At 61.4% G+C, this 24761-nt stretch carries 20 protein-coding genes; 18 read left to right on the top strand and 2 right to left on the bottom strand.

All coding sequences use genetic code 11. The features are described from left to right. The first annotated feature begins 167 nt into the window (after window positions 1–167). From CIW50_RS13910 to CIW50_RS13880, 7 genes are all read left to right on the top strand, one after another. On the top strand, window positions 168–2231 hold the full coding sequence (locus CIW50_RS13910; protein ID WP_149531831.1) for an elongation factor G: 2064 nt from the start codon (window positions 168–170) through the stop codon (window positions 2229–2231). A gap of 11 nt (window positions 2232–2242) precedes the next feature. Continuing rightward, entirely contained in the window at window positions 2243–2749 is a 507-nt protein-coding gene (locus CIW50_RS13905) for a P-loop NTPase family protein (RefSeq protein ID WP_149531830.1), read from the top strand. Between the two features lie 264 nt (window positions 2750–3013). Next, window positions 3014–3301 carry a helix-turn-helix domain-containing protein gene (locus CIW50_RS13900; RefSeq protein WP_149532092.1) on the top strand — a complete coding sequence of 96 codons (288 nt, stop codon included), beginning with the start codon at window positions 3014–3016 and terminating at the stop codon, window positions 3299–3301. Window positions 3302–3356: 55 nt separating this feature from the next. After that, window positions 3357–5102, top strand: coding sequence for a SulP family inorganic anion transporter (locus CIW50_RS13895; RefSeq protein WP_149531829.1), 1746 nt, complete (start codon window positions 3357–3359; stop codon window positions 5100–5102). A gap of 53 nt (window positions 5103–5155) precedes the next feature. Continuing rightward, the gene (locus tag CIW50_RS13890) at window positions 5156–5803 is read left to right on the top strand and encodes a YoaK family protein (protein ID WP_149531828.1); all 648 of its coding nucleotides are present in this window, start codon (window positions 5156–5158) and stop codon (window positions 5801–5803) included. Window positions 5804–5867: 64 nt separating this feature from the next. Further along, the gene (locus CIW50_RS13885) at window positions 5868–6710 is read left to right on the top strand and encodes a shikimate dehydrogenase (protein ID WP_149531827.1); all 843 of its coding nucleotides are present in this window, start codon (window positions 5868–5870) and stop codon (window positions 6708–6710) included. 71 nt (window positions 6711–6781) lie between these two features. Beyond that, window positions 6782–7411 carry a single stranded DNA-binding domain-containing protein gene (locus CIW50_RS13880; protein WP_149531826.1) on the top strand — a complete coding sequence of 210 codons (630 nt, stop codon included), beginning with the start codon at window positions 6782–6784 and terminating at the stop codon, window positions 7409–7411. Window positions 7412–7512: 101 nt separating this feature from the next. On the opposite strand, the gene CIW50_RS13875 is transcribed toward CIW50_RS13880, so the two are convergent. Continuing rightward, a complete protein-coding gene (locus CIW50_RS13875; RefSeq protein ID WP_149531825.1) occupies window positions 7513–8652 on the bottom strand; it encodes an alpha-hydroxy acid oxidase in 1140 nt (379 codons plus the stop codon). Between the two features lie 123 nt (window positions 8653–8775). Here CIW50_RS13875 and CIW50_RS13870 point away from each other — a divergent pair, with 123 nt between their 5' ends. The 11 genes from CIW50_RS13870 to CIW50_RS13815 all read left to right on the top strand — a co-directional run bounded on the left by CIW50_RS13870 (window position 8776) and on the right by CIW50_RS13815 (window position 23242). Beyond that, window positions 8776–8973 (top strand): hypothetical protein, encoded by a 198-nt coding sequence (locus CIW50_RS13870; protein ID WP_149531824.1) that lies wholly within the window; start codon window positions 8776–8778, stop codon window positions 8971–8973. 248 nt (window positions 8974–9221) lie between these two features. Beyond that, window positions 9222–10568 (top strand): phosphoglucosamine mutase, encoded by a 1347-nt coding sequence (gene glmM / locus CIW50_RS13865; protein ID WP_149531823.1) that lies wholly within the window; start codon window positions 9222–9224, stop codon window positions 10566–10568. 374 nt (window positions 10569–10942) lie between these two features. Further along, window positions 10943–11785, top strand: coding sequence for an outer membrane protein (locus CIW50_RS13860; protein WP_149531822.1), 843 nt, complete (start codon window positions 10943–10945; stop codon window positions 11783–11785). Between the two features lie 154 nt (window positions 11786–11939). Then, window positions 11940–12755 carry an outer membrane protein gene (locus CIW50_RS13855; RefSeq protein WP_149531821.1) on the top strand — a complete coding sequence of 272 codons (816 nt, stop codon included), beginning with the start codon at window positions 11940–11942 and terminating at the stop codon, window positions 12753–12755. A gap of 99 nt (window positions 12756–12854) precedes the next feature. After that, window positions 12855–13436, top strand: a complete 582-nt coding sequence (locus CIW50_RS13850) for a glutathione S-transferase family protein (protein ID WP_149531820.1) — start codon at window positions 12855–12857, stop codon at window positions 13434–13436. Beyond that, a complete protein-coding gene (locus CIW50_RS13845) occupies window positions 13433–13897 on the top strand; it encodes a GNAT family N-acetyltransferase (RefSeq protein ID WP_149531819.1) in 465 nt (154 codons plus the stop codon). Before CIW50_RS13850 ends, CIW50_RS13845 begins: the two co-directional genes overlap by 4 nt. Before the next feature lie 637 nt (window positions 13898–14534). After that, window positions 14535–15707: a phosphoserine transaminase gene (locus CIW50_RS13835; RefSeq protein WP_149531817.1), complete on the top strand. Its 1173-nt coding sequence runs from the start codon at window positions 14535–14537 to the stop codon at window positions 15705–15707. A gap of 223 nt (window positions 15708–15930) precedes the next feature. Then, window positions 15931–17520, top strand: a complete 1590-nt coding sequence (serA, locus tag CIW50_RS13830) for a phosphoglycerate dehydrogenase (RefSeq protein WP_149531816.1) — start codon at window positions 15931–15933, stop codon at window positions 17518–17520. 198 nt (window positions 17521–17718) lie between these two features. Continuing rightward, complete coding sequence (locus tag CIW50_RS13825; protein WP_153280259.1) at window positions 17719–19398, top strand: methyl-accepting chemotaxis protein; 1680 nt, start codon at window positions 17719–17721, stop codon at window positions 19396–19398. Window positions 19399–19690: 292 nt separating this feature from the next. Further along, window positions 19691–21379, top strand: coding sequence for a cache domain-containing protein (locus CIW50_RS13820; protein ID WP_089261690.1), 1689 nt, complete (start codon window positions 19691–19693; stop codon window positions 21377–21379). Window positions 21380–21556: 177 nt separating this feature from the next. Then, complete coding sequence (locus tag CIW50_RS13815) at window positions 21557–23242, top strand: methyl-accepting chemotaxis protein (protein ID WP_172980328.1); 1686 nt, start codon at window positions 21557–21559, stop codon at window positions 23240–23242. Window positions 23243–23358: 116 nt separating this feature from the next. Here CIW50_RS13815 and CIW50_RS13810 read toward each other — a convergent pair whose 3' ends face one another. Continuing rightward, the gene (locus CIW50_RS13810; protein ID WP_149531815.1) at window positions 23359–24714 is read right to left on the bottom strand and encodes an esterase-like activity of phytase family protein; all 1356 of its coding nucleotides are present in this window, start codon (window positions 24712–24714) and stop codon (window positions 23359–23361) included. Window positions 24715–24761: the final 47 nt, after the last annotated feature.

Raw genomic sequence — 24761 nt, 5'->3', positions numbered from 1 at the left:
CGAGTTCAATCCGGCTTCGCCCATGGGCGGAGCCGGATTTTTTTGTAGCGCGGTCCGATCACGTTCATCGCATCGCAGCAACTTTTTCATCTTGCCAAATATCCGGGCCGGGCGGAGCATTGATCGCCGACCCAATCATGGGCCGAGCTCCAGACAAGGAGGCGGCAATGGGACAAGACCTGAGAAGTCCCCGCGGTCCACAAGGCAATGCCGCAAAGTGCATTGCGCTGGTGGGCCCCTTTCAGAGCGGAAAAACCACACTGCTTGAAGCGATTATGGCCCGCACCGGGGCGATCCCGCGGGCCGGCAGCGTCGATAACGGTACGAGTATCGGCGATGCCAATGCGGAAGCCAGAGCTCACAGGATGGGCGTCGGCCTCACCGCGACCACTACCACTTTCATGGGCGACAGTTACACATTCATCGATTGTCCGGGGTCGGTGGAATTCGCGCATGACATGCGCGCGGCATTACCCGCCGTCGATGCAGCCATCGTGGTCTGCGAAGCAGATGCGCGAAAACTGCCGCAGCTGCAATTGATCCTGCGCGAACTCGAAGACCTGGGCATTCCCCGCTTTCTGTTTCTCAACAAGATCGACCGCGCCCACAAACGTGTGCGCGAGACGCTGGCCACATTGCAGCCGGCCTCGCGCGTGCCGCTGGTGCTGCGGCAGATCCCGATCTGGAATGGCGATCTGGTCGCCGGCTTCGTCGATCTCGCGCTGGAGCGTGCTTTCGTCTATCGCGAGCACAAGGCGTCGGAAGTCATCAAGCTCGAAGGCGGCGATCTCGACCGCGAGAAGGAGGCACGTTTCTCCATGCTGGAGAAGCTGGCGGACCATGACGACGCGCTGATGGAGCAGTTACTTGACGACATCGCGCCGCCGGCCGACGCCGTGTTCGACGATCTCGCGCGCGAATTGCGCGAAGGCCTGATCTGTCCGGTGCTGCTGGGCTCGGCGATGCGCGAGAACGGCGTGCTGCGGCTGATGAAGGCGCTACGCCACGAGGCACCCGGCGTGGCCGAGACGGCGAAGCGCCTCGGTGTGCCCGACAGCAAGGATGCGATCGGTTACGTGTTCAAGAGCAGCCATCTGCAGCATGGCGGCAAGCTGTCTTACGCGCGCGTGTTGAGTGGTCATCTCGATGATGGCGCAACATTGCTGTCCTCGTCCGGAGAAAACGGGCGTGTCTCCGGCATTCTTGCGGCAAGCGGCGGACATGACAGCAAACGCGCATCGGCCGAAGCGGGCGAGACCGTCGCGCTCGGCAAGCTCGATCATGTCAGGACCGGCGACACGATCTCGACCGGCAAGACCGTGCCGGCGTCTCTGGTGAATGTCGTGGCCGCCTCGCCCGTGCTGGCCATGGCGCTGGCGTCCGCCGATCGCAAGGACGACGTCAAGCTCGGCCAGGCGCTGTTGCGGTTGACCGAGGAAGATCCGTCGCTTGCGGTGGTCAATAACGCGCAGACCCATGACGTGGTATTGTGGGGGCAGGGCGAGATGCATCTGCGCGTGGCGATGGAGCGCCTGCATGAACGCTTCGGCATCAACATCAAATCGCATCCGCCGGTGATCGGCTATCAGGAGACTATCCGCAAACCGATTACCCAACGCGGCCGTCACAAGAAGCAGTCCGGCGGCCACGGTCAGTTTGGCGACGTCGTGCTGGAGATCGGCCCGTTGCCGCGCGGCGAGGGTTTTGCGTTTCAGGAAAAGGTGGTCGGCGGTGCAGTGCCGCGCAACTACATTCCTGCAGTGCAGGAAGGCGTTGTTGACGGGCTACAGCGTGGTCCGCTCGGTTTCCCTGTCATCGACGTGGCAGTGACGCTCACCGACGGCTCCTATCACAGCGTCGATTCATCCGATCAAGCATTCCGGACCGCCGCCCGCATCGGCCTCACCGAGGCGTTGCCGCAGTGTCAGCCGGTGCTGCTGGAGCCGATCCATACGGTGGAAATTGTCTGTCCCAGTGAGGCGACGGCCAAGGTCAACGCCATCCTGTCAGGGCGGCGCGGCCAGATCCTCGGCTTCGACACCCGGGACAACTGGCCGGGCTGGGACACGGTGCGCGCCATGTTGCCGGAAGCGGAGATCGGCGACCTGATCGTCGAGCTACGCTCGGCCACTGCAGGGGCTGGCAGCTTCACGCGTGGCTTCGATCACATGGCCGAAGTCAGCGGTCGCGCGGCCGATCAGATCGTTGCAGCGCATCGGGTGGCGGCTTAGTACAGTGGCCCATGATGCTTGGGCCGCGGGTTGTGATCATTGGCAATAGCGGCTCGGGCAAGAGTACGCTAGCGCGGCAGCTTGAGAGCCGCGTCGGCGGCGAACGAACCGATCTCGACCATATCCATTGGCTCGACAAGGTCGGTGTGAAGCGCGACGAGGAGGAAGCAAAGGAGCGGGTTGCCGCCCTTGCCGCCAAACCGAGCTGGATCATCGAAGGCGTCTATGGCTGGCTGGCCGAAGCCGCGTTCGCACGTGCGACGTCGCTGATCTGGCTCGATATGAGCCCACAGGTCTGCCGCGACAGTCTCGCCGTGCGTGGCCCCTGGCGCGGCGCGACAGCCGAGCAGCATGCCGACTTTCTCGTATGGGCGGAGGACTACTGGCAGCGAACGACGTCAACATCCTTTGCCGGGCATCAGGCATTGTTCGTGCAATTCCCGAACGCGAAGATCAGGTTCGGTGACCGCGCCGCCGTGGATGATTTTGTGGCGAATCTCGGCGGGACCGGCCCGTAGCGTAGGTGCATGTTTTCCGGTCGCCGGCACATGCCTGCCTATCCCGAACGCCCCTTGCTCGTCTGATACCGCTCTTGAGCAAGATGTGCCGACTTGGCGGGGGACGATCCAGAACAATGCTGACTTCGCGGAGTGGCCTTGCGTTCGCCTGCGCGCTGGGCGGGTTTCCCGGCTACGCCGGTTCCAAACGGTTCTAATGATGTTTTAAACATCATTGAAGCTGTTTTTTATTTGATATATGACTCTCTAAACAGGAAGATTAGCTTGATCACATCGTTTCAGATGCGCGCGGCGCGGGCGTTGTTGGGGATCGATCAAAAGCGGCTCGCGGAACTGGCCGGCGTGTCGCTGCCGACGATCCAGCGCATGGAAGCGAGTGATGGCAACGTCAGAGGCGTGGTGGATTCGCTGATCAAGGTTGTCGATGCGCTCGATCGTTCAGGTGTCGATCTGATCGGCGAGAATGTTCGCAGCGATTCAGGCGGACGAGGGGTGAGGCTGAAACGGCCCGGGCCACCACCGAAACTTGAAGAGCCAAAGCTGACGGATTGAGAACGGGCAGCGGCCTCGATCGAGATTCGCGGCGGACGACAGGGGCGAGTCGGGAATGGATATTTCCAGAGATCGCGCGCGGGGGTCGCATCAGCCGACCTTCGCCGAACTGTTCACGCCGAAATTGATCACGGTGCTACGCGAAGGCTATGGTATCGCCGATCTGCGCGCTGACATCTTGGCCGGCTTGACGGTCGCGATCGTCGCGCTTCCGTTGTCGATGGCGATTGCCATTGCCTCGGGGACGTCGCCGGATCGTGGCCTCATCACCGCTGTGATCGGCGGCTTCCTCGTGTCTGCGCTGGGTGGAAGCCGCTTTCAGATAGGGGGGCCAGCCGGCGCCTTCATCGTGCTGGTGGCTGCCACCGTGACCCGCCATGGGATCGACGGACTGATCCTCGCCACCATGATGTCGGGCATTTTTTTGATGGCGGCGGGCTATCTCCGGCTCGGCACCTACATCAAGTTCATTCCCTATCCGGTTACGGTCGGTTTCACCGCTGGCATCGCCGTCATCATCTTCGCCAGCCAGATCAGGGATCTGTTGGGTCTGACGCTGAGCGGCAAGGAGCCGGGAGATCTCATTCCCAAGCTGGAAGCACTGGTCCCTGCGTTGCCGACGGTGAACGCTGCGGCGGTTGCCGTTACCATCGTCTCCCTCGCGATCATTGTCGGGCTCCGGATGCTGCGGCCATCATGGCCAGGCATTCTGATCGCGGTGGTCGTGAGCGCCGTCGCGGCCGCTTCGTTGGCGCTGCCCGTGGAAACCATCGGCACCCGCTTCGGGGGCATTCCGCAATCGTTTCCGCTGCCGACGCTGCCCGCGATGTCCTTAGCCAAATTGCAGGCGATCCTGCCCGATGCCATCGCCTTTACGCTGCTCGGCGCCATTGAATCGCTTTTGTCGGCGGTTGTTGCCGATGGCATGACCGGGCGGCGGCATCGGTCGAATTGCGAGTTGGTGGCGCAGGGTGTCGCCAACATCGGCGCAGCCTTGTTTGGAGGAATCTGCGTAACAGGCGCCATCGCGCGGACCGCGACCAATGTCCGGGCCGGCGCGCATGGGCCGGTCTCGGGCATGCTGCATTCCGTGTTCCTGTTGGCGTTCATTCTGATAGCAGCGCCACTGGCGAGCTACATTCCGCTCGCGTCGCTTGCCGCAGTGCTGGCGGTGGTGGCATGGAATATGGCCGAGAAGCATGAGTTCATCACGCTGCTGCGCTCGTCATGGGGCGACGCGCTGGTGCTGCTGGCGACATTTCTGCTGACCATTTTTCGCGATCTCACCGAGGGCATCCTGGTTGGTTTCGCGCTCGGCGCCGTGCTGTTCATCAACCGCATGGCAGAGACCACGGGCATCGAGGCTGACGGGCCACTGGTCGCTGCCGATCGCGCCGATGATGCCAATGGCGATCGTGCGCCGTATGATGCGAAGTTGGCGAGCGATCCGGACGTGTTGGTCTATCGCATCACCGGCGCGTTCTTCTTTGGCGCCGCCTCTACCATTGGTTCGGTGCTCGATGGCTTCTCGGATCGCCACAAGGCCTTCGTGATCGATTTTGCCGCGGTACCCTTCCTGGATTCCACTGGCGCGAACGCGATCAAGGGCATAGCCGAGAAGGCAAGGCGGCAGGGCGTTCGCGTGATTCTCACCGGCACCTCGCAGGGCGTGCGCCGCGCCCTGCTGACCCACGGCGCGCGGCCGCCGCTGGTCAAGTATCGGACCGACGTTGCCGCGGCGGTCGGCGAGATCAAGACCCGAGGTGCGGCAGCGATCCACGAAGCATCGAACGTGCATTGATGGCATCGCTTTTGAATATAGTGCGATGACATAGTGAAGGACGAATCTTCTGCATGCTGACTTCTCGAGGCAATCTTGCGCTGGCCTGCGCGTTGAGCGGGCTCGCTGGCTATATCGATGGCATTGGCTTCATTCATCTCGGAGGGCTTTTCGTTTCGTTCATGAGCGGCAACTCGACCAGGTTGGGCGCCACGGTCGCGGAGATGAACTGGCCGAAGGCGCTGGAAGCGATCCGGTTGATCGCGATCTTTGTGGTTGGCGCCGGTGCCGGCAGCTTGATCGGGCGTCGGCGCGGCAAGTATCGGCAGGGGCGATTGGTGATGATCGAGGCGCTTCTGCTCGGGGCGGGGGCGCTGGGTTACGAGCTGGGATCTTCGCAACTCGCGATTGTCGCCATCCTGCTGGCGATGGGTCTGGAGAACGCGGTGTTTCAGAGCGATGGTGGTACGACCGGTCAGGGCCTCACTTACATGACCGGAACGCTGGTGAAGATCGGGCAGTTACTGGCTGCAGCTCTGACCGGCGGACCGCGCTGGGCCTGGCTGCCTCATCTCTTCCTATGGGGAGCGCTGGTGATCGGGGCGGCGATTGGCGCGCTGGCCTATCAGCACATCAATCTGGCTGCGGTGTGGTTCGCCGCAGCTACAGCATTGATCGTCAGCATGATCGTTGTTGTTGCAGCGCGGCGCAGGCGTGTTTGATCATTAGCAGCTCCTGCATGATTCTTGTGCTACGTACGCTTCCGTAAAAAGCCAAGGACCGATAATGCCCAACCAGATCCAGCCCCGTGCCGCCTGTTTGATCGGCTGGCCAGCCGCGCATTCGCGCTCGCCACTGATCCACCATCACTGGCTGCGCAGCATGGATATTCCGGGCGGCTACAGCATCGAGTCGATACCACCGGAAGGCGTGGCCGAATTTGTGATGAACCTGTCCAAGCATGGCTACATCGGCGCCAATGTGACGATCCCGCACAAGGAGCGCGTGTTGAAGCTGACCTCGCCGGATCGCCGCGCGCGCGCGGTCGGCGCAGCCAACACGCTGTGGTACGACCATGGTACGTTGCGCGCGACCAATACGGACATCGAAGGCTTCATCGACAATCTCGATCATTCGGCTCACGAATGGGACCATACGGACGATGCGCTTGTGCTCGGTGCCGGTGGCTCGTCGCGCGCGGTGGTGTTTGGATTGCTGGAGCGCGGCATCAAGCATGTCTATGTCGCCAATCGCAGTCTCGATCGTGCCGAAGCGATGGCCGCGCAATTCGGTTCGCGGGTTGTGCCGCTGGCGTGGGAGAATGTCGCCAGCATGTTGCCCCGCGTATCCTTGCTGGTGAACACCACGTCGCTCGGCATGAGTGGCCAGCCGTCACTGATCGTCGATCTCGATCTGCTGCCTGAGCAGGCGGTCGTCGCCGATCTCGTTTACGTGCCGCTCGACACGCCGTTGCTCGCCGCCGCCCGCGCGCGGGGCCTTCGCACCGCGGATGGACTCGGCATGTTGCTGTATCAGGCCGTGCGTGGCTTCGAGCTGTGGTTCGGGCAGCGCCCCGACGTGACGCCGGAACTGCGTCGCCTCGTCGAGGCCGATCTCACAGTGGCGTGAGTGGGGAATAGCGATTTAACCACAGGGTTTCCATCTGCAGTGCTGGGCGCTGACTTCGAAGGAAATTCCTGATGGTTTCGATCGTATCGACTTCGGCTCGCTTGTTCGCGAGCTCACTTTTCGCTGGTTCATTGCTGATTTCTGCCGCATCGGCACAACAGCCGCAGCCCATCCGCATTCGCGGGGCCATTGAAGCCGTTGATGGCGCGGTGCTGACGATCAAGACGCGCGACGGCGACGAGCGCAAAGTGAAGATGACGGACAATGTCACCGTCACCGGCATTGCCAAGGCGGCGTTGTCAGACGTCAGGCAGGGTAACTATATCGGCGTGACCGGCATGCCGCAGGCTGACGGTACCCAGAAAGCAATTGCGATTCATATCTTTCCGGAGGCCATGCGTGGAACCGGTGAAGGTTCACGTCCCTGGGATCTGCGTCCCAACAGCAGCATGACCAACGCCACGGTCGATCAGAAAGTCCAGGCCACCGACGGCCAGACGTTGACGGTGAAATACAAGGACGGCGAGAAGAAAGTGACCGTGTCACCGGATACGCCGATCGTCACTTTCGTGCCGGGCAACAAGGATGAACTCAAGCCTGGCGCCAAGATCATCATCATAGGCGCTACCAGGAAGGATGACGGCACCTTCGAGACGGCGCGGGTCAATGTCGGGCTGGATGGGCTGACGCCGCCGATGTGAGGCGGCGCCCGTCCGTAGGGCGATTAGCGAAGCGTAATCCGCTGGCCGCTGGTGTGGCGGCGGATTACGCCTTCGGTAAATCCGCCCCACATTTTACGGTCTCACCCCACCAGCACGTGCTTGTCGATCTCGGCGATTGAATTCACGCCGCACAGGCCCATGGTCACGCTAAGTTCGTTACGCAGGATGTCCAGCGCCTTGGTCACGCCCGGGCCGCCATAGGCGCCGAGACCGTAAATATACGCGCGGCCAATCATGCAGGACTTAGCGCCGAGCGCGAGCGCGCGCATCACGTCCTGGCCGGAGCGGATGCCGCTGTCGAACATCACCTCGATCTCCGAGCCGACCGCATCGACGATCCCCGGCAGGACCGAGATCGACGACGGCGCGCCGTCGAGCTGACGTCCACCATGGTTGGAGACGACCATCGCGTGCGCGCCGACCTTCACGGCCTCGCGGGCATCCTCGATATCGTGAATGCCCTTGATCACGATCTTGCCGGGCCAGATGCTGCGGATCCAGTCGAGGTCCTTCCAGTTCAGCGACGCATCGAATTGCGATGCCGTCCACTCCGCCACAGAGCCGAGATCGTTCGTGTTCTTCACGAAGCCGGCAATGTTGCCGAAGTTGCGCCGCTTGGCTTTCAGCGTGCGCATCAGCCAGCCGGGCTTGCTCATGAAATCGATCAGGTTCTTCACATTTAAAATCTGAGGCGGTACCGACAGGCCATTCTTGATGTCGGCATGGCGCTGACCGATCACCTGCAGATCGACCGTCAGTACCAGCGCGCTGCACTTCGCCTTGATGGCGCGCTCGATCAACTCCTTGATGAAGCCGCGATCCTTCATGACATAGAGCTGAAACCAGAACGGTTTCTCGACATTCTCGGCGAGGTCTTCGATCGAATTGATCGACATCGTCGAGAGCGTGTAGGGGATGCCCGCCGCCTGCGCCGCCCGGCAGGCGTGAATTTCGCCGTCGCCATATTGCAAGCCGGTTGAGCCGACCGGCGCGCAGATCAGCGGCATGGTGGCCTTTTCGCCGAGGATGGTTGTCGAGGTGTCGCGATTGGCAATGTCGACCAGAATACGCTGGCGGAATTTCAGCTTCTGCAGGTCGGCGGTATTGGCGCGGAACGTGTCTTCGCTATAGGAGCCATGGTCGACATAATCGAAGAACGCTTTTGGCACGTTGCGCTTGTGCTCAAGACGTAGATCTTCGATGCAGGTGATATGCTTCATGAGGTGTCCCAGCCGTTCTTGTCTTTGCTTGTATTTGCTTGTTTCGGTGTCATCTAGCATGGTTAGGCGGTCCGCCATATCATCCTTGTCATCGGGATGTCGTCGAAATTGAAGGAGGGCAGGATGTCCGGCTCCAAGACAAATCCAGCGACAAATCCGGTGGCCCATGGGGCCGGCAAGGCAGCCAAGGACGAAGAAAAGCGACAGCTGGAAGTTGCGCTGGACGAAGGGCTGGAAGAGACTTTTCCGGGCTCCGATCCGGTCAGTGTGACCCAGCCTGCCCATTCAAAGGCGGATGCGCATATCAAGCGAAAGGGCTGAGCTGGCTGGGTTCCGTCAGCCGGCCTTCCACCGAAGGTGTTACATAAACGGAGCGGTATATAAGTAATATCAAGGGCTTGTCGTTGATCGCGTGCTGCGGGCCTTGGTAATGATTCATCATATTTTTTGAACCGATTTTAGGGGCCGGAGTCTTATAAGTCCGTCACATGTATGGCGCTGCCGATAGGTGAGTCGCCTGAGACGGGGTTTTGAGCCCTCGCGCAAGGCGCGAGGCATTGGGGGTTACCATGAGCCGTAGATATTTCGGGACAGACGGCATTCGCGGCCGCGCCAATGGTTTGATCACGCCGGAACTGGCACTGAAGGTCGGGCAGGCAGCAGGCTTGGTGTTTCAGCGCGGCGATCATCGCCATCGTGTCGTGATTGGCAAAGACACGCGGTTGTCCGGCTACATGATCGAAAATGCCATGGTGGCAGGCTTCACGTCGGTCGGCATGGACGTTTTGCTGGTCGGGCCGATGCCGACGCCCGCTGTGGCGATGCTGACCAAGTCGATGCGCGCCGATCTCGGCGTGATGATTTCCGCATCGCACAATCTGTTCGAGGACAACGGCATCAAGCTGTTCGGACCGCTCGGCTACAAGCTGTCGGACGATGTCGAGAAGCAGATCGAGGAATTGCTCGACGAGAATCTCGACAAGAGACTGTCGCAGAGCGCCAGCCTCGGTCGGGCGCGCCGCATCGACGGGGTGCATGATCGTTACATCGAATTTGCCAAACGCACACTGCCACGAAATCTCAGCCTGGATGGTTTGCGCGTCGTCATCGATTGCGCCCATGGCGCCGCCTATAAGGTGGCACCCGAAGCGCTGTGGGAGCTGGGCGCGGACGTCATCTCCATCGGCGTCGAGCCGGACGGTTTCAACATCAACAAGGAATGCGGATCGACGGCGCCGGAAGCGCTGAGCCGCAAGGTGCGTGAGATGCGCGCCGATATCGGCATTGCGCTGGACGGCGACGCCGATCGGCTGATCATGGTCGACGAGCGTGGCCATCTGGTCGATGGCGACCAGTTGCTCGCCGTTATCGCGCAGAGCTGGAAGGAAGACGGGCGGCTCGCCAAGCCAGGCATTGTCTCTACCGTGATGTCAAATCTCGGTCTGGAGCGCTTCCTGAAAGGGCAGGGCATCGACCTCATCCGCACCGCGGTGGGTGATCGCTATGTGCTCGAGCAGATGCTGCAGCACGGCTACAATGTCGGCGGAGAACCCTCCGGCCATATCATCATGTCGGACCATGCGACGACAGGCGACGGTTTCGTGGCCGCACTGCAGGTGCTGGCCGTGGTGACCAAGCTCGGTCGGCCGGTGTCGGAAGTCTGCCACTTGTTCGATCCGCTGCCGCAGATCCTGAAGAATGTGCGCTATCGCAGCGGCAAGCCGCTCGATGATGCAGAAGTGAAGTCCACGATCGCTGCCGGTGAACAGCGCCTCAACGGCCACGGTCGTCTCCTGATCCGCCCGTCGGGCACGGAGCCGGTCATCCGCGTGATGGGAGAGGGCGACGACCGCGTGATGGTCGAGGAAGTGGTAGATTCCATCGTTGACGCGCTAGGCCACGCAGCCGCGGCCTAAGATTTCTGTTCGTTCGCTCTGGCCAAAGCGCCGGTGCGCAACGACTGCCGAGCCGACATGAAGAGCCGTCTTGTCCGAATATTGATCGGGTGAGGCGGCTCTTCGGCGTTTTGATAGCTCGCTCCAGGCAGGTAAGCCCTCGTTAACACCTGACGATGCCGCGGCGCATTGCAGCGCGTTTTGATAGCAAGACATTGTTAGTAACTGTGGCGACGCAGCGGCGTGATGGAACTTGCGTGCATTTCCGTCACCAAATATCAACCTTAAAAGTTAGGGTTAAGCGCCGCTTAAGGAGTTGGTGTCATCGTCCGTTTGTGAGTTTCCGAGTGTGAGGCCTCCATTAGTTGCCTCTTTGGCCCAAAAGGACGAAGCCAATGCGTAGCGTTAAATTCATTCTGGCCGCAGGCGCGGCTTCCCTGATGTCGACCGCCGTTCTTGCCGCCGACATGCCCATTGCTCCACCGCCTCAGATGTATGCGCCGCCGCCGGTCGAAGACTTCGGTGGCTGGTATCTGCGTGGCGATATCGGTTTCAGCAATCAGAAGGTCAAAAATCTCGACATCGCTAACTATCGCGATCCGGGTATTACCATTCCGTCGCAGAAGCTCGGTTTCGACACCGGCGGTATCTATCAGATCGGCGTCGGCTATCAGTTCAACAACTGGTTCCGCGGTGACATCACCGGCCAGTATCGTGGTAGCGCGAATTTCCATGGTCTCGACCTAGTGTCGTTCAACGGTGTTCCGCTCGGCGCAGACACGTATAGCGGCAGCAAGTCCGAGTGGGTCGTGATGGCCAACGCCTATGTCGATCTCGGTACCTGGTGGTGCGTGACCCCGTTCGTCGGTGCCGGCGTCGGTATGTCGCGTAATACGATCTCGAACTTCGTGGATCAGGGCGTGTCGTTTAATCCCGCCTTCGGCACCAGCCCGACGACTGCCTATGCGGCAAACGCCTCGAAGTGGAATTTCGCCTGGGCGCTGCACACCGGTCTGGCTTACAAGGTCAATCCGGGCATGACGGTTGAACTCGGCTACAGCTACATGAATCTCGGTGATGGCGTGACTGGCGCACTCACTGATTTCCAGGGCGCGACCCGTGGCAATACCTTCACCTTCAAGGACATTACCTCGCACGACGTGAAGCTCGGTGTGCGCTGGAATATCGACAGCCCGCCGGCCTATGCGCCGCCGCCGCCGTTGATCCGCAAGGGCTAAGACGAGCGCTGCTCGTCTCAACTATCTTAAGACATCTTAACGGCGCGGGAGCTTCCCGCGCCGTTTTGTTTTGCGCGGGTAGTATCATCGCAACCAATGATTAAGGTTAACAGCGGATGATCGGGACAGTTCGGTGAGTTGGGGAATTGTCGTGATGCGTAAGTTTATCTTTGCCGCAGTGCTTTCGATCGCAGCGCCAGCGGCTCATGCAGCCGACCTGCCAATTCTGCGCGGCTCGCTTTCTGAAGGCAGAACAATGGGGCGATCCGACTGGGATGGCTTCTATATCGGCGCCCAAGCCGGCATCGGACAGTCCGATATGAACTTCTCTGGGGCAACGCGGACCCTGGCGGGAGGCCTGCTAGACGGTCTCGCAATGGAGTCCGCCGGCCAGGTCTCGCAATGGCCGCTGCTCGGCAAGGCGTCGCAGCGCGGCGAGGGCTGGGGTGGCTTTATCGGTTACAACAGCCAGTGGGACGACGTCGTGATTGGCGTCGAAATGAGCTACTTGCATGGCAAATTCGGCGGCGACGCAAGCGGCTCGATGGGGCGCTCTTTCATTGATGCTCTCGGCTATACCAATGGCGTCACCTACGATGCCGCTGCGAAGATGTCGATTACGGATATGGGCACGCTGCGCGCCCGCGCCGGCTATGCCGTGGGAGCGTTCTTGCCTTACATGTTCGGAGGTCTCGCGCTTGGGCAGGCCGATATCGTTCGGTCAGCACGCATTCACGGGGTCGCCGTCAATGTAGCCGCAGCGCCGGGCTTCCAGAACATTCCGTTCGACTACAGCAAGACCGAAGGCCAATACAGCCATCTCATCTACGGCTACTCTGCCGGCCTTGGCGTTGACATCAATCTGATCGGCGGATTGTTCGCGCGCGCCGAATGGGAATACGTCCGCTTCACGTCATCGGTTGATACCAATATCAACACCGTGCGAGCCGGGGTCGGCTACAAGTTCTGACCAGCCAAGGTCGCGTACGTTCGGCGCGAGTTTGATCTTTGTTGACATGTCGTTTGACGAATGCTGCCTTACCGTCTCTGAGGATGCGGGGCAGCCATCATGAAAATCTACGGCGATCTGAATTCCGGAAATTGCCTGAAGGTGAAGTGGGTGAGCGATCACCTCAAACTTCCCTACACGTGGATTGATATCGATACGAGCAAGGGCGCGAGCCGGACGCCGGAATTCCTGGCGCTTAACGGCGCCGGGCAGGTGCCGGTCATCGTTCTCGACGACGGTCGCCCGCTCTCCCAATCCAATGCCATCATCCGCTATCTCGCCTGTGGCAGCGATCTGATCCCGACCGATGCCTATGACGCCGCCAAGATGGATGAATGGCTCTTCTGGGAACAATACAGCCACGAGCCCTATATCGCGGTGTGCCGCTATCAGATCGTCTATCTCGGCAAGACAATTTCTGATCTCGATCCTGAGAAGCTCAAGCGCGGTTATTTTGCGCTGGCGCGCATGGAGCATCATCTGACGACATCGCGTTTCCTTGTCGGAGATCTCGTTTCGCTGGCCGACGTGTCGTTGCTAGCCTATACGCGCGTGGCCCATGAGGGTGGCTTCCATCTTGACGGTTACGCGTCGGTCAAGCGCTGGATCGCCGACAGTGAGAAGGCATTGGGCCTCGTATGAACACGAAGATCGTATTGCGGCCTGCGCAGCGCGAGGACGTCGCTGCAATTGTGACGATGCTGGCCGATGATGCACTCGGCCGTGGCCGCGAGCGTATCGAGGATCCGCTGCCACAATCCTATTACGATGCCTTCGACAAGGTCGCGCACGACCCAAATATCCGGTTGATGGTTGCAGAAGGCGGCGACGGCAGCGTGGTCGGATGCCTGCAGCTTTGCATCCTGCCGGGCTTGAGCTCGCAGGGCGCTTCGCGTGCCCTCATCGAGGATGTTCGCGTCTTGACGACATTGCGCAGCCAGGGCATCGGCGAGCAGCTGGTGCGATGGGCCATCGGCGAGGCACAGGCGAGGGGATGCAAACTCGTCGAGCTGCTGACGCATCAGACCCGGGTCGATGCCCAGCGATTCTACAAACGGCTCGGTTTCGCTGACAGTCATGTGGGCATGACGTTCCGCTTCTAGGCCACGCGCGATCACCATGCCGTGCAGGATGGAACGACAATGTGCGGCGGCGGTTGGGCTCCGTCATTCAAGATGGAGCCGTCCATGCAGTCCCGATTTAGTCTCTTTGCCGTCGTTGCCATGTCGCTTCTGAGCTCGACTACATTCGCTTTGGCTCAGGGGGCCGGTACGGATGGGGTGACTGGAGCCCCTGTCACGCGCATGCAAAGCCCGACCGTCACTCTACCTCCGCCGTCCGGCACGACAGGTATGGGCGGTGGTACGAGTCAGCCCGGCGCACCCAACACGACGACGCCGGGACGCATCGGCACCGGCGCCTCGCCAAGCGGTTTAGCCGGGGATAATCCGATTGCGCCGGGATTTCCAGGCAAAGTCGGACGATAGGCGTTTCGCGCACAAGAGAGAGTGAGCCGCAACCTCAAACGCAAGGGCAGCGATTGCACTCGCTGGCCTTTTCGTTGACCGGCGTGATGCCCTGTCTGTGGCCGAGATCACGAGGCGCCGGCGATCGATGTCGTCCCGGCATCAATCACGCGTGATAGCCCGGAAGTCGCTTGACGCTTAGGGGAGGTTCCCATATCCACGCCAGCGGGACACCTCCCCCCAACGGGAGGCTAGCTATCTGGAAGGATAGAATATGACTGCAGCGAAGCCCGCTTCGCGGCCCAATGTGCCGCATTTCTCCTCCGGCCCCTGCGCCAAGCGCCCCGGCTGGACCCCCGAAAAACTCTCTGACGCAGCTCTCGGTCGTTCGCACCGCGCCAAGATCGGCAAGAATAAGCTCAAGCTCGCGATCGACCTGACGCGCGAAGTGCTTGAAGTGCCCGCCGATTACCGCATCGGTATCGTGCCGGCATCGGATACGGGCGCCGTCGAGATGGCGCTGTGGTCGCTGCTCGGGCCGCGTCCCGTCACCACCATCGCCTGGGAATCCTTCGGCGAAGGCTGGGTCTCGGACATCGTCAAGGAGCTCAAGCTCAAGGACGTCACCAAGCTGCATGCCGGCTATGGCGAACTCCCCGACCTGTCGAAGGCCGATCCGAATTCGGACATCGTCTTCACCTGGAACGGCACGACCTCGGGCGTGCGCGTGCCGAATGCCGACTGGATCAAGGCCGATCGCGAAGGCCTGACGATCTGTGACGCCACATCGGCCGCCTTCGCGCAGCCGCTCGACTGGGCGAAGCTCGATGTCGTCACCTTCTCCTGGCAGAAGGCGCTGGGCGGCGAAGCCGCGCATGGCATGCTGGTGCTGTCGCCGCGTGCCGTGGCGCGTCTGGAGAGCTATACGCCGCCGTGGCCGCTGCCGAAGATCTTCCGCATGACCAAAGGCGGCAAGCTCAACGAAGGCATCTTCGTCGGCGAGACCATTAATACGCCGTCGATGCTGTGCGTCGAAGACTATCTCGATGCGCTCGGCTGGGCCAAATCGGTCGGAGGCCTCAAGGCGCTGATCGCGCGTGCGGACGCCAACACCAAGGCGCTCGCCGACTGGAAAGCGAAGACACCGTGGATCGACTTCCTCGCGGCCGATCCCGCGATCCGCTCCAACACCTCTGTGTGTATGAAGGTGATCGATCCCGCGATCACCGCGCTGTCGCCGGACGCGCAGGCTGACTTCGCCAAGAAGCTGGTCGCGGCTGTCGAGAAGGAAAATGCCGGTTTCGACTTCGCGCATTATCGCGATGCGCCGGCTGGTCTGCGCATCTGGTGCGGTGCCACGGTCGAAGCCAAGGACGTCGAAACTCTCACGCAGTGGATCGACTGGGCCTTCGCCGAAACCAAGGCTTCGCTCGCCAAGGCTGCTTAGGTAGCTGCTTTCTTAACCTCGCCCCCGCTCAGGCGAAGCTTCGCTCGGCGGGGAGAGGTCGGCGCGTAGCGCCGGGTGAGGGGCCTGGTATGCCGTCTCACCAAACTCAGCGTTTGCGGGCCGAAAGCGGCCCCTCATCCCGACCTTCTCGCCGTAAGAACGGGGAGAAGGAACCTGCTGTGTTTGCCGCGCCCTCATCCTATTTCATGTCAGGAACAACTCCATGACCGCCCCCAAAGTTCTCATTTCCGACGCTCTCTCTCCCGCCGCCGTGCAGATCTTTCGGGATCGCGGCATCGACGTCGACTTCCAGCCGAACCTCGGCAAGGACAAGGACAAACTCGCCGAGATCATCGGCAACTATGACGGCCTCGCCATCCGCTCGGCCACCAAGGCCACTGCGAAGATCCTCGAAAAGGCGACGCGCCTGAAGGTGATCGGCCGCGCCGGCATCGGCGTCGACAATGTCGAAATTCCCGCGGCCACTGCCAAGGGCATCATCGTGATGAACACGCCGTTCGGCAATTCGATCACTACCGCCGAACATGCGATCACGCTGATGCTCTCGCTCGCCCGCGAAATCCCGCAGGCCGATGCCTCCACGCAGGCCGGCAAGTGGGAGAAGAACCGCTTCATGGGCGTCGAGATCACCGGCAAGACGCTGGGCGTGATCGGCTGCGGCAATATCGGCGCCATCGTGGCCGACCGTGCGCTCGGCCTGCGCATGAAGGTCATCGCCTTCGATCCGTTCCTGTCGCCGGAGCGCGCCAAGGACATCGGCGTCGAAAAGGTCGAACTCGACGACCTCCTCAAGCGTGCCGATTTCATTACGCTGCACACGCCGCTCACCGAGAAGACGAAGAACATCATCGATGCCGCTGCGATCGCCAAGATGAAGCCCGGCGTGCGCATCATCAATTGCGCCCGCGGCGGTCTGGTCGACGAGCAGGCGCTGGTCGATGCGCTGAATAGCAAGCATGTCGCAGGTGCTGCCTTCGATGTGTTCGTCGAGGAGCCGGCCACCAAGAACGTGCTGTTCGGTCATCCCAATGTGATTTGCACGCCGCATCTGGGTGCATCGACTACCGAAGCGCAGGAGAACGTCGCGCTGCAGGTCGCCGAGCAGATGTCGGACTATCTGCTGTCGGGCGCGATCTCCAACGCGGTCAACTTCCCGTCGATCACCGCGGAAGAAGCGCCGAAGCTAAAGCCGTTCATCGAACTCGCCGAGAAGCTCGGCTCGTTCGCGGGCCAGCTCACCGAGACCGGCATTGCCAAGGTGCAGATCACCTATGAAGGCGCGGTGGCCGAAATGAAGATCAAGGCCCTGACCTCTGCAGCATTGAGCGGATTGCTGCGGCCGATGCTCGGCGACGTCAACGTCGTCTCCGCGCCGGCCGTCGCCAAGGAGCGCGGCATGGTGGTCGATGAAGTGGTGCGCGCGGCGCAGAGCGATTACGAAAGCCTGATCACCGTTGCCGTCATCACCGAACGACAGGAACGCTCGGTTTCCGGCACGGTCTATCATGACGGCAAGCCGCGGCTGGTTGATATCAAGGGTATCCGCGTCGATGCCGAATTCGGCAAGTCGATGATCTATATCACCAACGAGGATAAGCCGGGCTTTATTGGGAAGTTCGCCTCGCTGCTCGGCGACGCCAAGGTCAACATCGCAACCTTCCATCTCGGCCGCAACGAACAGGGCGGTGACGCCATCGCGCTGGTGGAGATCGACGGCGCTGTGCCGGCCGACGTGCTGAGCAAGGTGCAGGCGTTGCCGCAGGTGAAACAGGCCAAGGCGCTGACGTTCTGAGTATCTCCTGCCTGAACTGACATTGCCAAAATCCCCGCCCGAAAGGCGGGGATTTTTTCATTTTTGGAAAATGTTCACATTCAGGTCGGCGCGGCAGGTTTGCCCCGCCCGCGCGTGTAAGGATTTGGGAACACTACCCCGGTAAGTTTGCCGCGAGGAATCAGCGATCGAAAATCGCACGCTCGGGGGAATACAGCCGTGAAGCTCGCCAATATCCGTATTACGTACAAGCTCATCGTTCTGGTGGCCGTCACCATGATCGGCCTCTGCGCCGCGGGCATCCTGGCCGCCTATATGGTCAAGAGTGAGATGCTCTCCGCGCGAACCGAGCAGCTGAAGTCGATCGTTGAAATCGGAACCAACGTGGCGGCCAGCATCCAGAAGGACGTCGCTGCGGGCAAGCTCACCAGGGACGCCGCCACCGCCGAGCTGGTGCGCCGCATCGAACCGATGACCTATGACAACGGCAATTACCTCTTCATCTACACGATGGACGGCGATGTGGTTCATCTGCCGGGTTTCAAGGCAGGATCCAACCGGCTGGACGTCAAGGTCAGCGGCGTGGCGATCACGCGTGAATTTCGCGATGGCGTCGCAGCCAACGGCTCAAAGATTCTCACCTATGAATTCCAGAAGCCCAATGAGCAGGTCCCGTCGCGCAAGATGGGCTATGCGGCGGCATTGCCCGGCTGGAACATGTTCATTGCCACCGGCGCCTATCTCGATGACCTCGACGCCCATCTGAAGCCGATCATCTGGGCGCTCGGTCTGGCCATGCTGGCCATTGCCGCAGTGGCGGGTGCCATCGCGTGGCTGATCGGCCGCAGCATCACCAGGCCGCTCGGCATGCTGGGATCGCGCATGGAGTCGCTCGCCAAGGGTGCGCTGGATGAGGAAATTCCGGGCGTCGGCCGCGGCGACGAAGTCGGCGCGATGGCCAAGACGGTTCAGGTGTTCAAGGACAACGCATTGCGGATCCGCGCGCTCGAACAGGTCGAGGCGGACGCGCAGGGCCGCATCGCCGCGGAGCGTCGCGCCGCCATGGAAGCCATGGCCACGGATTTCGAGCGCAGCGTGACGGGTATCGTCCGCTCGGTCTCGACCGCCGCGGTCGGCATGCAGAGCACCGCGCAGTCGATGACGGCAACGGCGAGCGATGCAAGCTCGCGCGCCGCAACGGTCAGCGCGGCTTCGACGCGCTCGTCCGATAATGTCAGCACGGTTGCGGCTGCTGCGGAGGAATTGTCAGCGTCAGTCGGTGAAGTGCTGCGCCAGGTATCGGCCTCCAGCGAGATCGCCAGCAAGGCGGTGGGCGATGCCGAACGCACCAATGCCACCGTTCAGATACTGTCGAGCGGCGCTGAGAAGATCGGCGAGGTGGTACAGCTGATCCACAGCATTGCGTCGCAGACCAATCTCCTGGCGCTCAACGCGACCATCGAGGCCGCACGCGCCGGCGAGTCGGGTCGCGGCTTCGCGGTGGTGGCCTCCGAAGTGAAGGCGCTGGCCAGTCAGACCGCCAAGGCCACCGAGGAAATCTCGGCGCAGGTTGCCGCCATGCAGGCATCGACCAGCGAGGCCGTTGCATCGATCGGCGCCATCACCGGTACCATCGCCCAGATGAGCCAGATCACCAACACGATCTCTGTGGCGGTGGAGCAGCAGGGCACGGCGACGCAGGAAATCGCGCGCAACATTCAGTCGGTGTCGGCCGGCGCGAATGAGATCAGCAATCATATCGGCGGCGTCAGCAGCGCAGCCGAGGCCACCGGCTCGGCGGCGTCACAGGTGCTGTCGAATGCAAAGGAGCTGGAGAGCCAGTCCGGCATGCTGCGCACCGCCGTGGATGAATTCCTCGCCAAGGTGAGAGCAGCCTGAGTCAAATCCTTCCCCGAGCGCGGCTTAGCTGCGCTCGGGGAGCTACAGGGCTGGGACTTGCCTGAACTATTGAGTTTCGGCCGCTGCGTCGTATCGCTGCACCACCAAACTTAAATCTGCACAATGATAGTTTGTAGTGGTGCGCAGCTACCTGTAGCGCGACTTTTGATGCATTCGAGGTAACCTATAACCGCGGTTGCAAAAACGGAACTACACACCACTTCACGAACTCGAAACTACACCCTGCGATGGTGACTCGCTTATTTTAGCGCGCCTTACAGGGATACTTCCCATGAATCGTTTGAAAATTTCGATCGGCCTTCGCCTCTACAGCATCATTGGCTTGAGCTTTCTTGGCCTCGCCGGGCTGGCCTGGATGCAGCTGAACACCCTCGGCGACTCCCTCAAGCAGCAGCGCCAGAGCGAACTGACCCATCTTACGGAGCTGGCGCTCGGCATCGCGCAGGAAGAATACGCGACGATCCAGCGTAGCGGCGTGTCGGACGAGGCCGCTCGCAAGACCGCAGCGGCGCGTATCGGCAAACTGCGCTACGGCAATGGCGATTACTTTTGGATCAATGACCTGCAGCCGCGGATGGTGATGCATCCGATCAAGCCCGAGATGAACGGCAGCGATCTCTCCGGCAACAAGGACCCGAACGGCAAGCGGCTGTTTGTCGAATTCGCCGATGTAGTGAAGAAGCAGAAGGCCGGCTTCGTCGATTATCTTTGGCCGAAACCCGGCAAGGACGCACCGCAGCCGAAGCTCTCTTATGTCGTCGGTTTCGAGCCCTGGGGTTGGGTCATCGGTACCGGCGTCTATATCGACGACTTGCAGGTACAGCTCTGGGAGAGTGCGCGCACCGTGATGATCGCGGCACTCGCGGTCATTGTCATTCTCGGCGCGCTTGCCTGGATGATTGGCCGCAGCATCACCATCCCACTTCGCCGGCTCGGCGCGCGCATGCGCGGTCTCGCCGATGGCGCGCTGGATGAAGCGATCCCCGACGTCGACCGCGGCGACGAGATCGGTGCCATGGCCGCAACGGTTCAGGTGTTCAAGGACAACGCGGTGCGCATCCGCGGGCTCGACAAGATCGAGGTGGAATCGCAGGCCCGTGTTGCTGCCGAACGCCGTGCGGCTATGGAAAGCCTCGCCGATGATTTCGAGCGCAGCGTCAACGGCATCGTGCGTTCCGTCTCCACCGCCGCGGCCGGTATGCAGAGCACCGCGCAGTCGATGACGGCGACAGCCAGCGACGCGAGCTCGCGCGCATCGACGGTCGGAGCGGCATCGGCGCGCTCATCTGACAATGTCAGCACGGTTGCCGCCGCGGCTGAAGAACTATCGGCATCGGTCAGCGAAGTGCTGCGTCAGGTCGCAGCCTCGAGCGATATCGCCAGCAAGGCCGTGGGCGATGCGGAGCGCACCAATGCGACGGTGCAGCAGCTCTCCAGCGGCGCCGAGAAGATTGGCGAGGTCGTGCAGCTGATCCACAACATCGCCTCGCAGACCAATCTGCTTGCGCTGAACGCAACCATTGAAGCGGCACGCGCCGGTGAATCCGGCCGTGGCTTTGCGGTCGTCGCGTCGGAAGTGAAGGCACTGGCGAGCCAGACGGCCAAGGCGACCGAGGAAATCTCCGCGCAGGTTGCAGCGATGCAGGCGTCGACGCAGGAGGCTGTCAACTCGATCAACGCCATCACCGGCACGATCGCGCAGATGAGCCAGATCACCACGACGATCTCGGCGGCAGTGGAAGAGCAAGGTTCGGCCACGCAGGAGATCGCGCGCAACATCCAGTCGGTTGCCGCAGGCTCAAGCGAGGTCAGCGCTCATATCGGCGGCGTCAGCGCAGCGGCGGAAGCAACGGGGCAGGCGGCAGGCATGGTGCTGTCGAATGCAAAGGAGCTGGACGGCCAGTCGAGCATCCTGCGCAAGGCGGTGGATGAATTCCTCGCGAAGGTTCGAGCAGCGTAGGGCCTTTCCCCTTCTCTCGCGGAGAGCGAGCTCATGTAGCGCTGCAATCTTTGCTCATCATCAAGTATTACAGGCTCGATGATTTGCGGTTTTGGTTTGTAAAGAACAAAAAAGGTCTGTTCGGTATTCTTCTCCTCAATTGGTATTTGCACCCGCGACTTTTTTGGAGAACTCATTGTGAAGATAAGTAATCTGACGATCACGCCCAAGCTAGGTATTCTGGTGGGTGTCATGTTGCTTGGTCTGTGCGCGTCTGGCGTTCTCGCGGGATATTTCGTTCAGCGCGAAATGATGACTTCAAGGATCGAGGAGCTTCGCCACTTCGTCGATGCCGCGCGCAGCGTGGCGATCGGATTGCAAAAACAAGTCGACGCCGGCCAGCTCACCAAGGAAGCCGCGATGGCTGAATTCGGTCGTCGTGCAAACACGATGACCTACGACAACGGCGCGGGCTACCTGTTCGGCTCCATGATGGACGGCGTGACGGTGTTGTCGCCGGATGCCAAGCAGATCGGTCAGAACCGTCTCGATGTGGTGACCAATGGCAAGGCGATCGGTCGCGAGTGGCGCGACAGTGTTGCTGCCAAGGGCGAGCACACGATGTTCTACGACTACGTCAAACCTGGCCAGACGGAGCCGCTGCGCAAGGTTGCTTATGCCGCTGCGATCCCGGGATGGAACATGTATGTGGGCGCCGGAGCCTATCTGGAAGACCTCGACGCCAGGTTGAAGCCAATCGTCTGGGCGCTCGGTTTGGCGATCCTTGCTATTGGTGCGGTCGCGGGCGGCATCGCCTGGATGATCGGTCGCAGCATCAACCGCCCGCTCGGTCAGCTCGGTGCGCGGATGCGCACGCTGGCCGATGGCGCGCTCGAAGACGACATTCCCGGGACCGGGCGCGGCGATGAGATCGGTGCGATGGCATCGACCGTTCAGGTCTTCAAGGACAATGCGGTCCGGATCCGCGGGCTCGACAAGATCGAAGCCGAGACGCAGGCGCGCGCGTCTGCCGAGCGTCGTTCGACCATGGAGAGCATCGCCGATGATTTCGAACGCAGCGTCAACGGGATTGTCCGCTCGGTATCGACCGCGGCGGCAGGGATGCAGACCACCGCGCAATCCATGACGGCGACCGCCAGCGATGCGAGTTCGCGTGCATCGACGGTCGGAGCCGCGTCGGAGCGGTCGTCGGACAATGTCAGCACGGTTGCAGCCGCTGCCGAGGAATTGTCGGCTTCGGTCAGCGAAGTCTTGCGGCAGGTCTCGCAGTCGAGCCAAATTGCCAGCAAGGCAGTCGGCGATGCGGAGCGCACCAATGCGACCGTTCAGCTGCTGTCCAGCGGCGCGGAGAAGATCGGCGAAGTGGTTCAGTTGATCCACAGCATCGCCTCCCAAACCAATCTGCTCGCGCTGAATGCGACCATCGAAGCGGCGCGCGCCGGCGAGTCCGGCCGCGGCTTTGCGGTCGTCGCCTCGGAAGTGAAGGCGCTGGCAAGCCAGACCGCCAAGGCCACCGAAGAGATCTCCGCCCAGGTCGCAGCTATGCAGGCATCGACCAGCGAAGCCGTACTCTCGATCAGCGCCATTACGGGGACCATCGCGCAGATGAGCGAGATCACCACCAGCATCTCCACGGCCGTCCAGGAGCAGGGCGAGGCCACGCGGGAAATCGCGCGCAACATTCAGTCGGTCGCGGCAGGCTCCAGTGAGATCAGCGAACATATCGGGGGCGTCAGCAGCGCAGCGGAAGCGACCGGGACGGCGGCCTCGCAGGTGTTGTCGAATGCCAGGGAGCTCGACACTCAGTCCGGCATGTTGCGGACGGCGGTGGACGAGTTCCTGACCAAGGTGCGTGCGGCGTAGAGGCTCTTCTTCCCCTCTCCCCCTTGTGGGAGAGGAAAGTAGATCAAGCTCGAACGCAAAAAGCCCTCCCTTGCGGGAGGGCTTTCGTCGTTCAGGCTGATGCCTGCTCGCGTTACTTACTTCGCCTTCAGGAAGTCGGCGACTTCGAGCAGCACGAACTCGTTGTCGTCAGCCTTATTCGGCTCGCGGCTCGACGAGAACGGCAGGTTGTTGTCGTTGCCGACGATGATGTGGGTGGCATCAACCTGGTCGACGTTCTCGATGGTGAAGAACGGGAAGGTCAGCACGCCGTCATTCAGCGGCTTGCGGGCCAGCTTGTTCGGGTCCTGGATCTTCATCAGGTCGATGAAACCAATCTTGCGAACGGGCTTGCCGACATTGGCGTCGTTCAGTTCGATCTTGTAGACCTTCTTGAACTTGGCGAGATCCGGGAAGCAGTCTTCACCGCGCTTGCCGTCGGCGCAGGCCTTGTCCTTGGTGCCTTCGCCGTTGTCACGCTCGATGATCAGGCCGTTGTCGGCGGTGATCATGTTGAAGTCGCCAATGGCATTGCCGTTCTGTTCGAACACGTACTGCCAGTAGCGACCGGTGAACTTCTCGTTGGCGACGTCGAATTCCAGGATGCGCGAAGCTTCCTTGCCGTCGACCTTTTCCCAGTCCTTCTTCTCGGCATCCCAGATGGGGCCTTCGAGCAGGCCGTAGAGGAACTTGCCATCCTTGGAGGAGGCGAAGCCTTCATAGCCCTTGGAGCGGCGCAGATTGACCGTGGTGTAGGTGGCGCCCGGCGCGCCCGGCGACTGCACAGACCAATGGTCGGGCGAGCGAACCGGCTTGCCGTCGGCGACGGTGTCGAACACGGCCAGCACCTTGCCGGTCTTGTCGGCCTTGATGATGTAGGGGCCGAATTCCTCGCCGATCCAGAAGTTGTCGCCGACGATCTGGAAGCCTTCGGTGTCGACATCGGCGCCGGTCAGGTAACGCTTCGCGGTGTCTTCATGAACGATGCGGAACGGCACCTTCTTGTCGGGATCGTGCAGGAACACGGTGGCCTGACGCTCGACCTTGCCGTTCTTCCAGTCGATCTTGTGATGATTCAGATAGATCATGTAATCGGCCGAATTGTAGCGCGAGCCGGCGCCATTGTCGGTCAGCACCCAGAACGAACCATCGGGCATCACCTTGATACCGGAATGACCCTGCAGCGGCTGGCCCTTCATCGGCAGCGAGATGCCGGTGGGACGCTCATAGGACTTGCCCATCACGGTGCCGAGCGCGTCGACGCGCTTGCCGGTGGTGTACTTGCCTGAGGTCTTCAGGTCGTTCGGCGCATCCGCGGGCGCGTCAATGGTCGAGGCAGCCGGCAGCACGGCATGGCCGGCGAGCCTGGCGGGGAATTCACCTTCCGACTGCGCGAAAGCGGCGGAAGAGAGCATGACGAGTGAAGCGACGGAGCAGAGGAATGTGCTGCGCATGGTTGTCTCCTTTGTGGTGACCATGGGCGGTGTTCTGGGGGGCTGGC

This window comes from Tardiphaga sp. P9-11, from assembly GCF_008329525.1.
In the GTDB taxonomy this organism is placed as follows: Bacteria; Pseudomonadota; Alphaproteobacteria; order Rhizobiales; family Xanthobacteraceae; genus Tardiphaga.
Note: the sequence above shows the minus strand (reverse complement) of the source record. Positions and strands in the feature narration are given on the sequence as shown.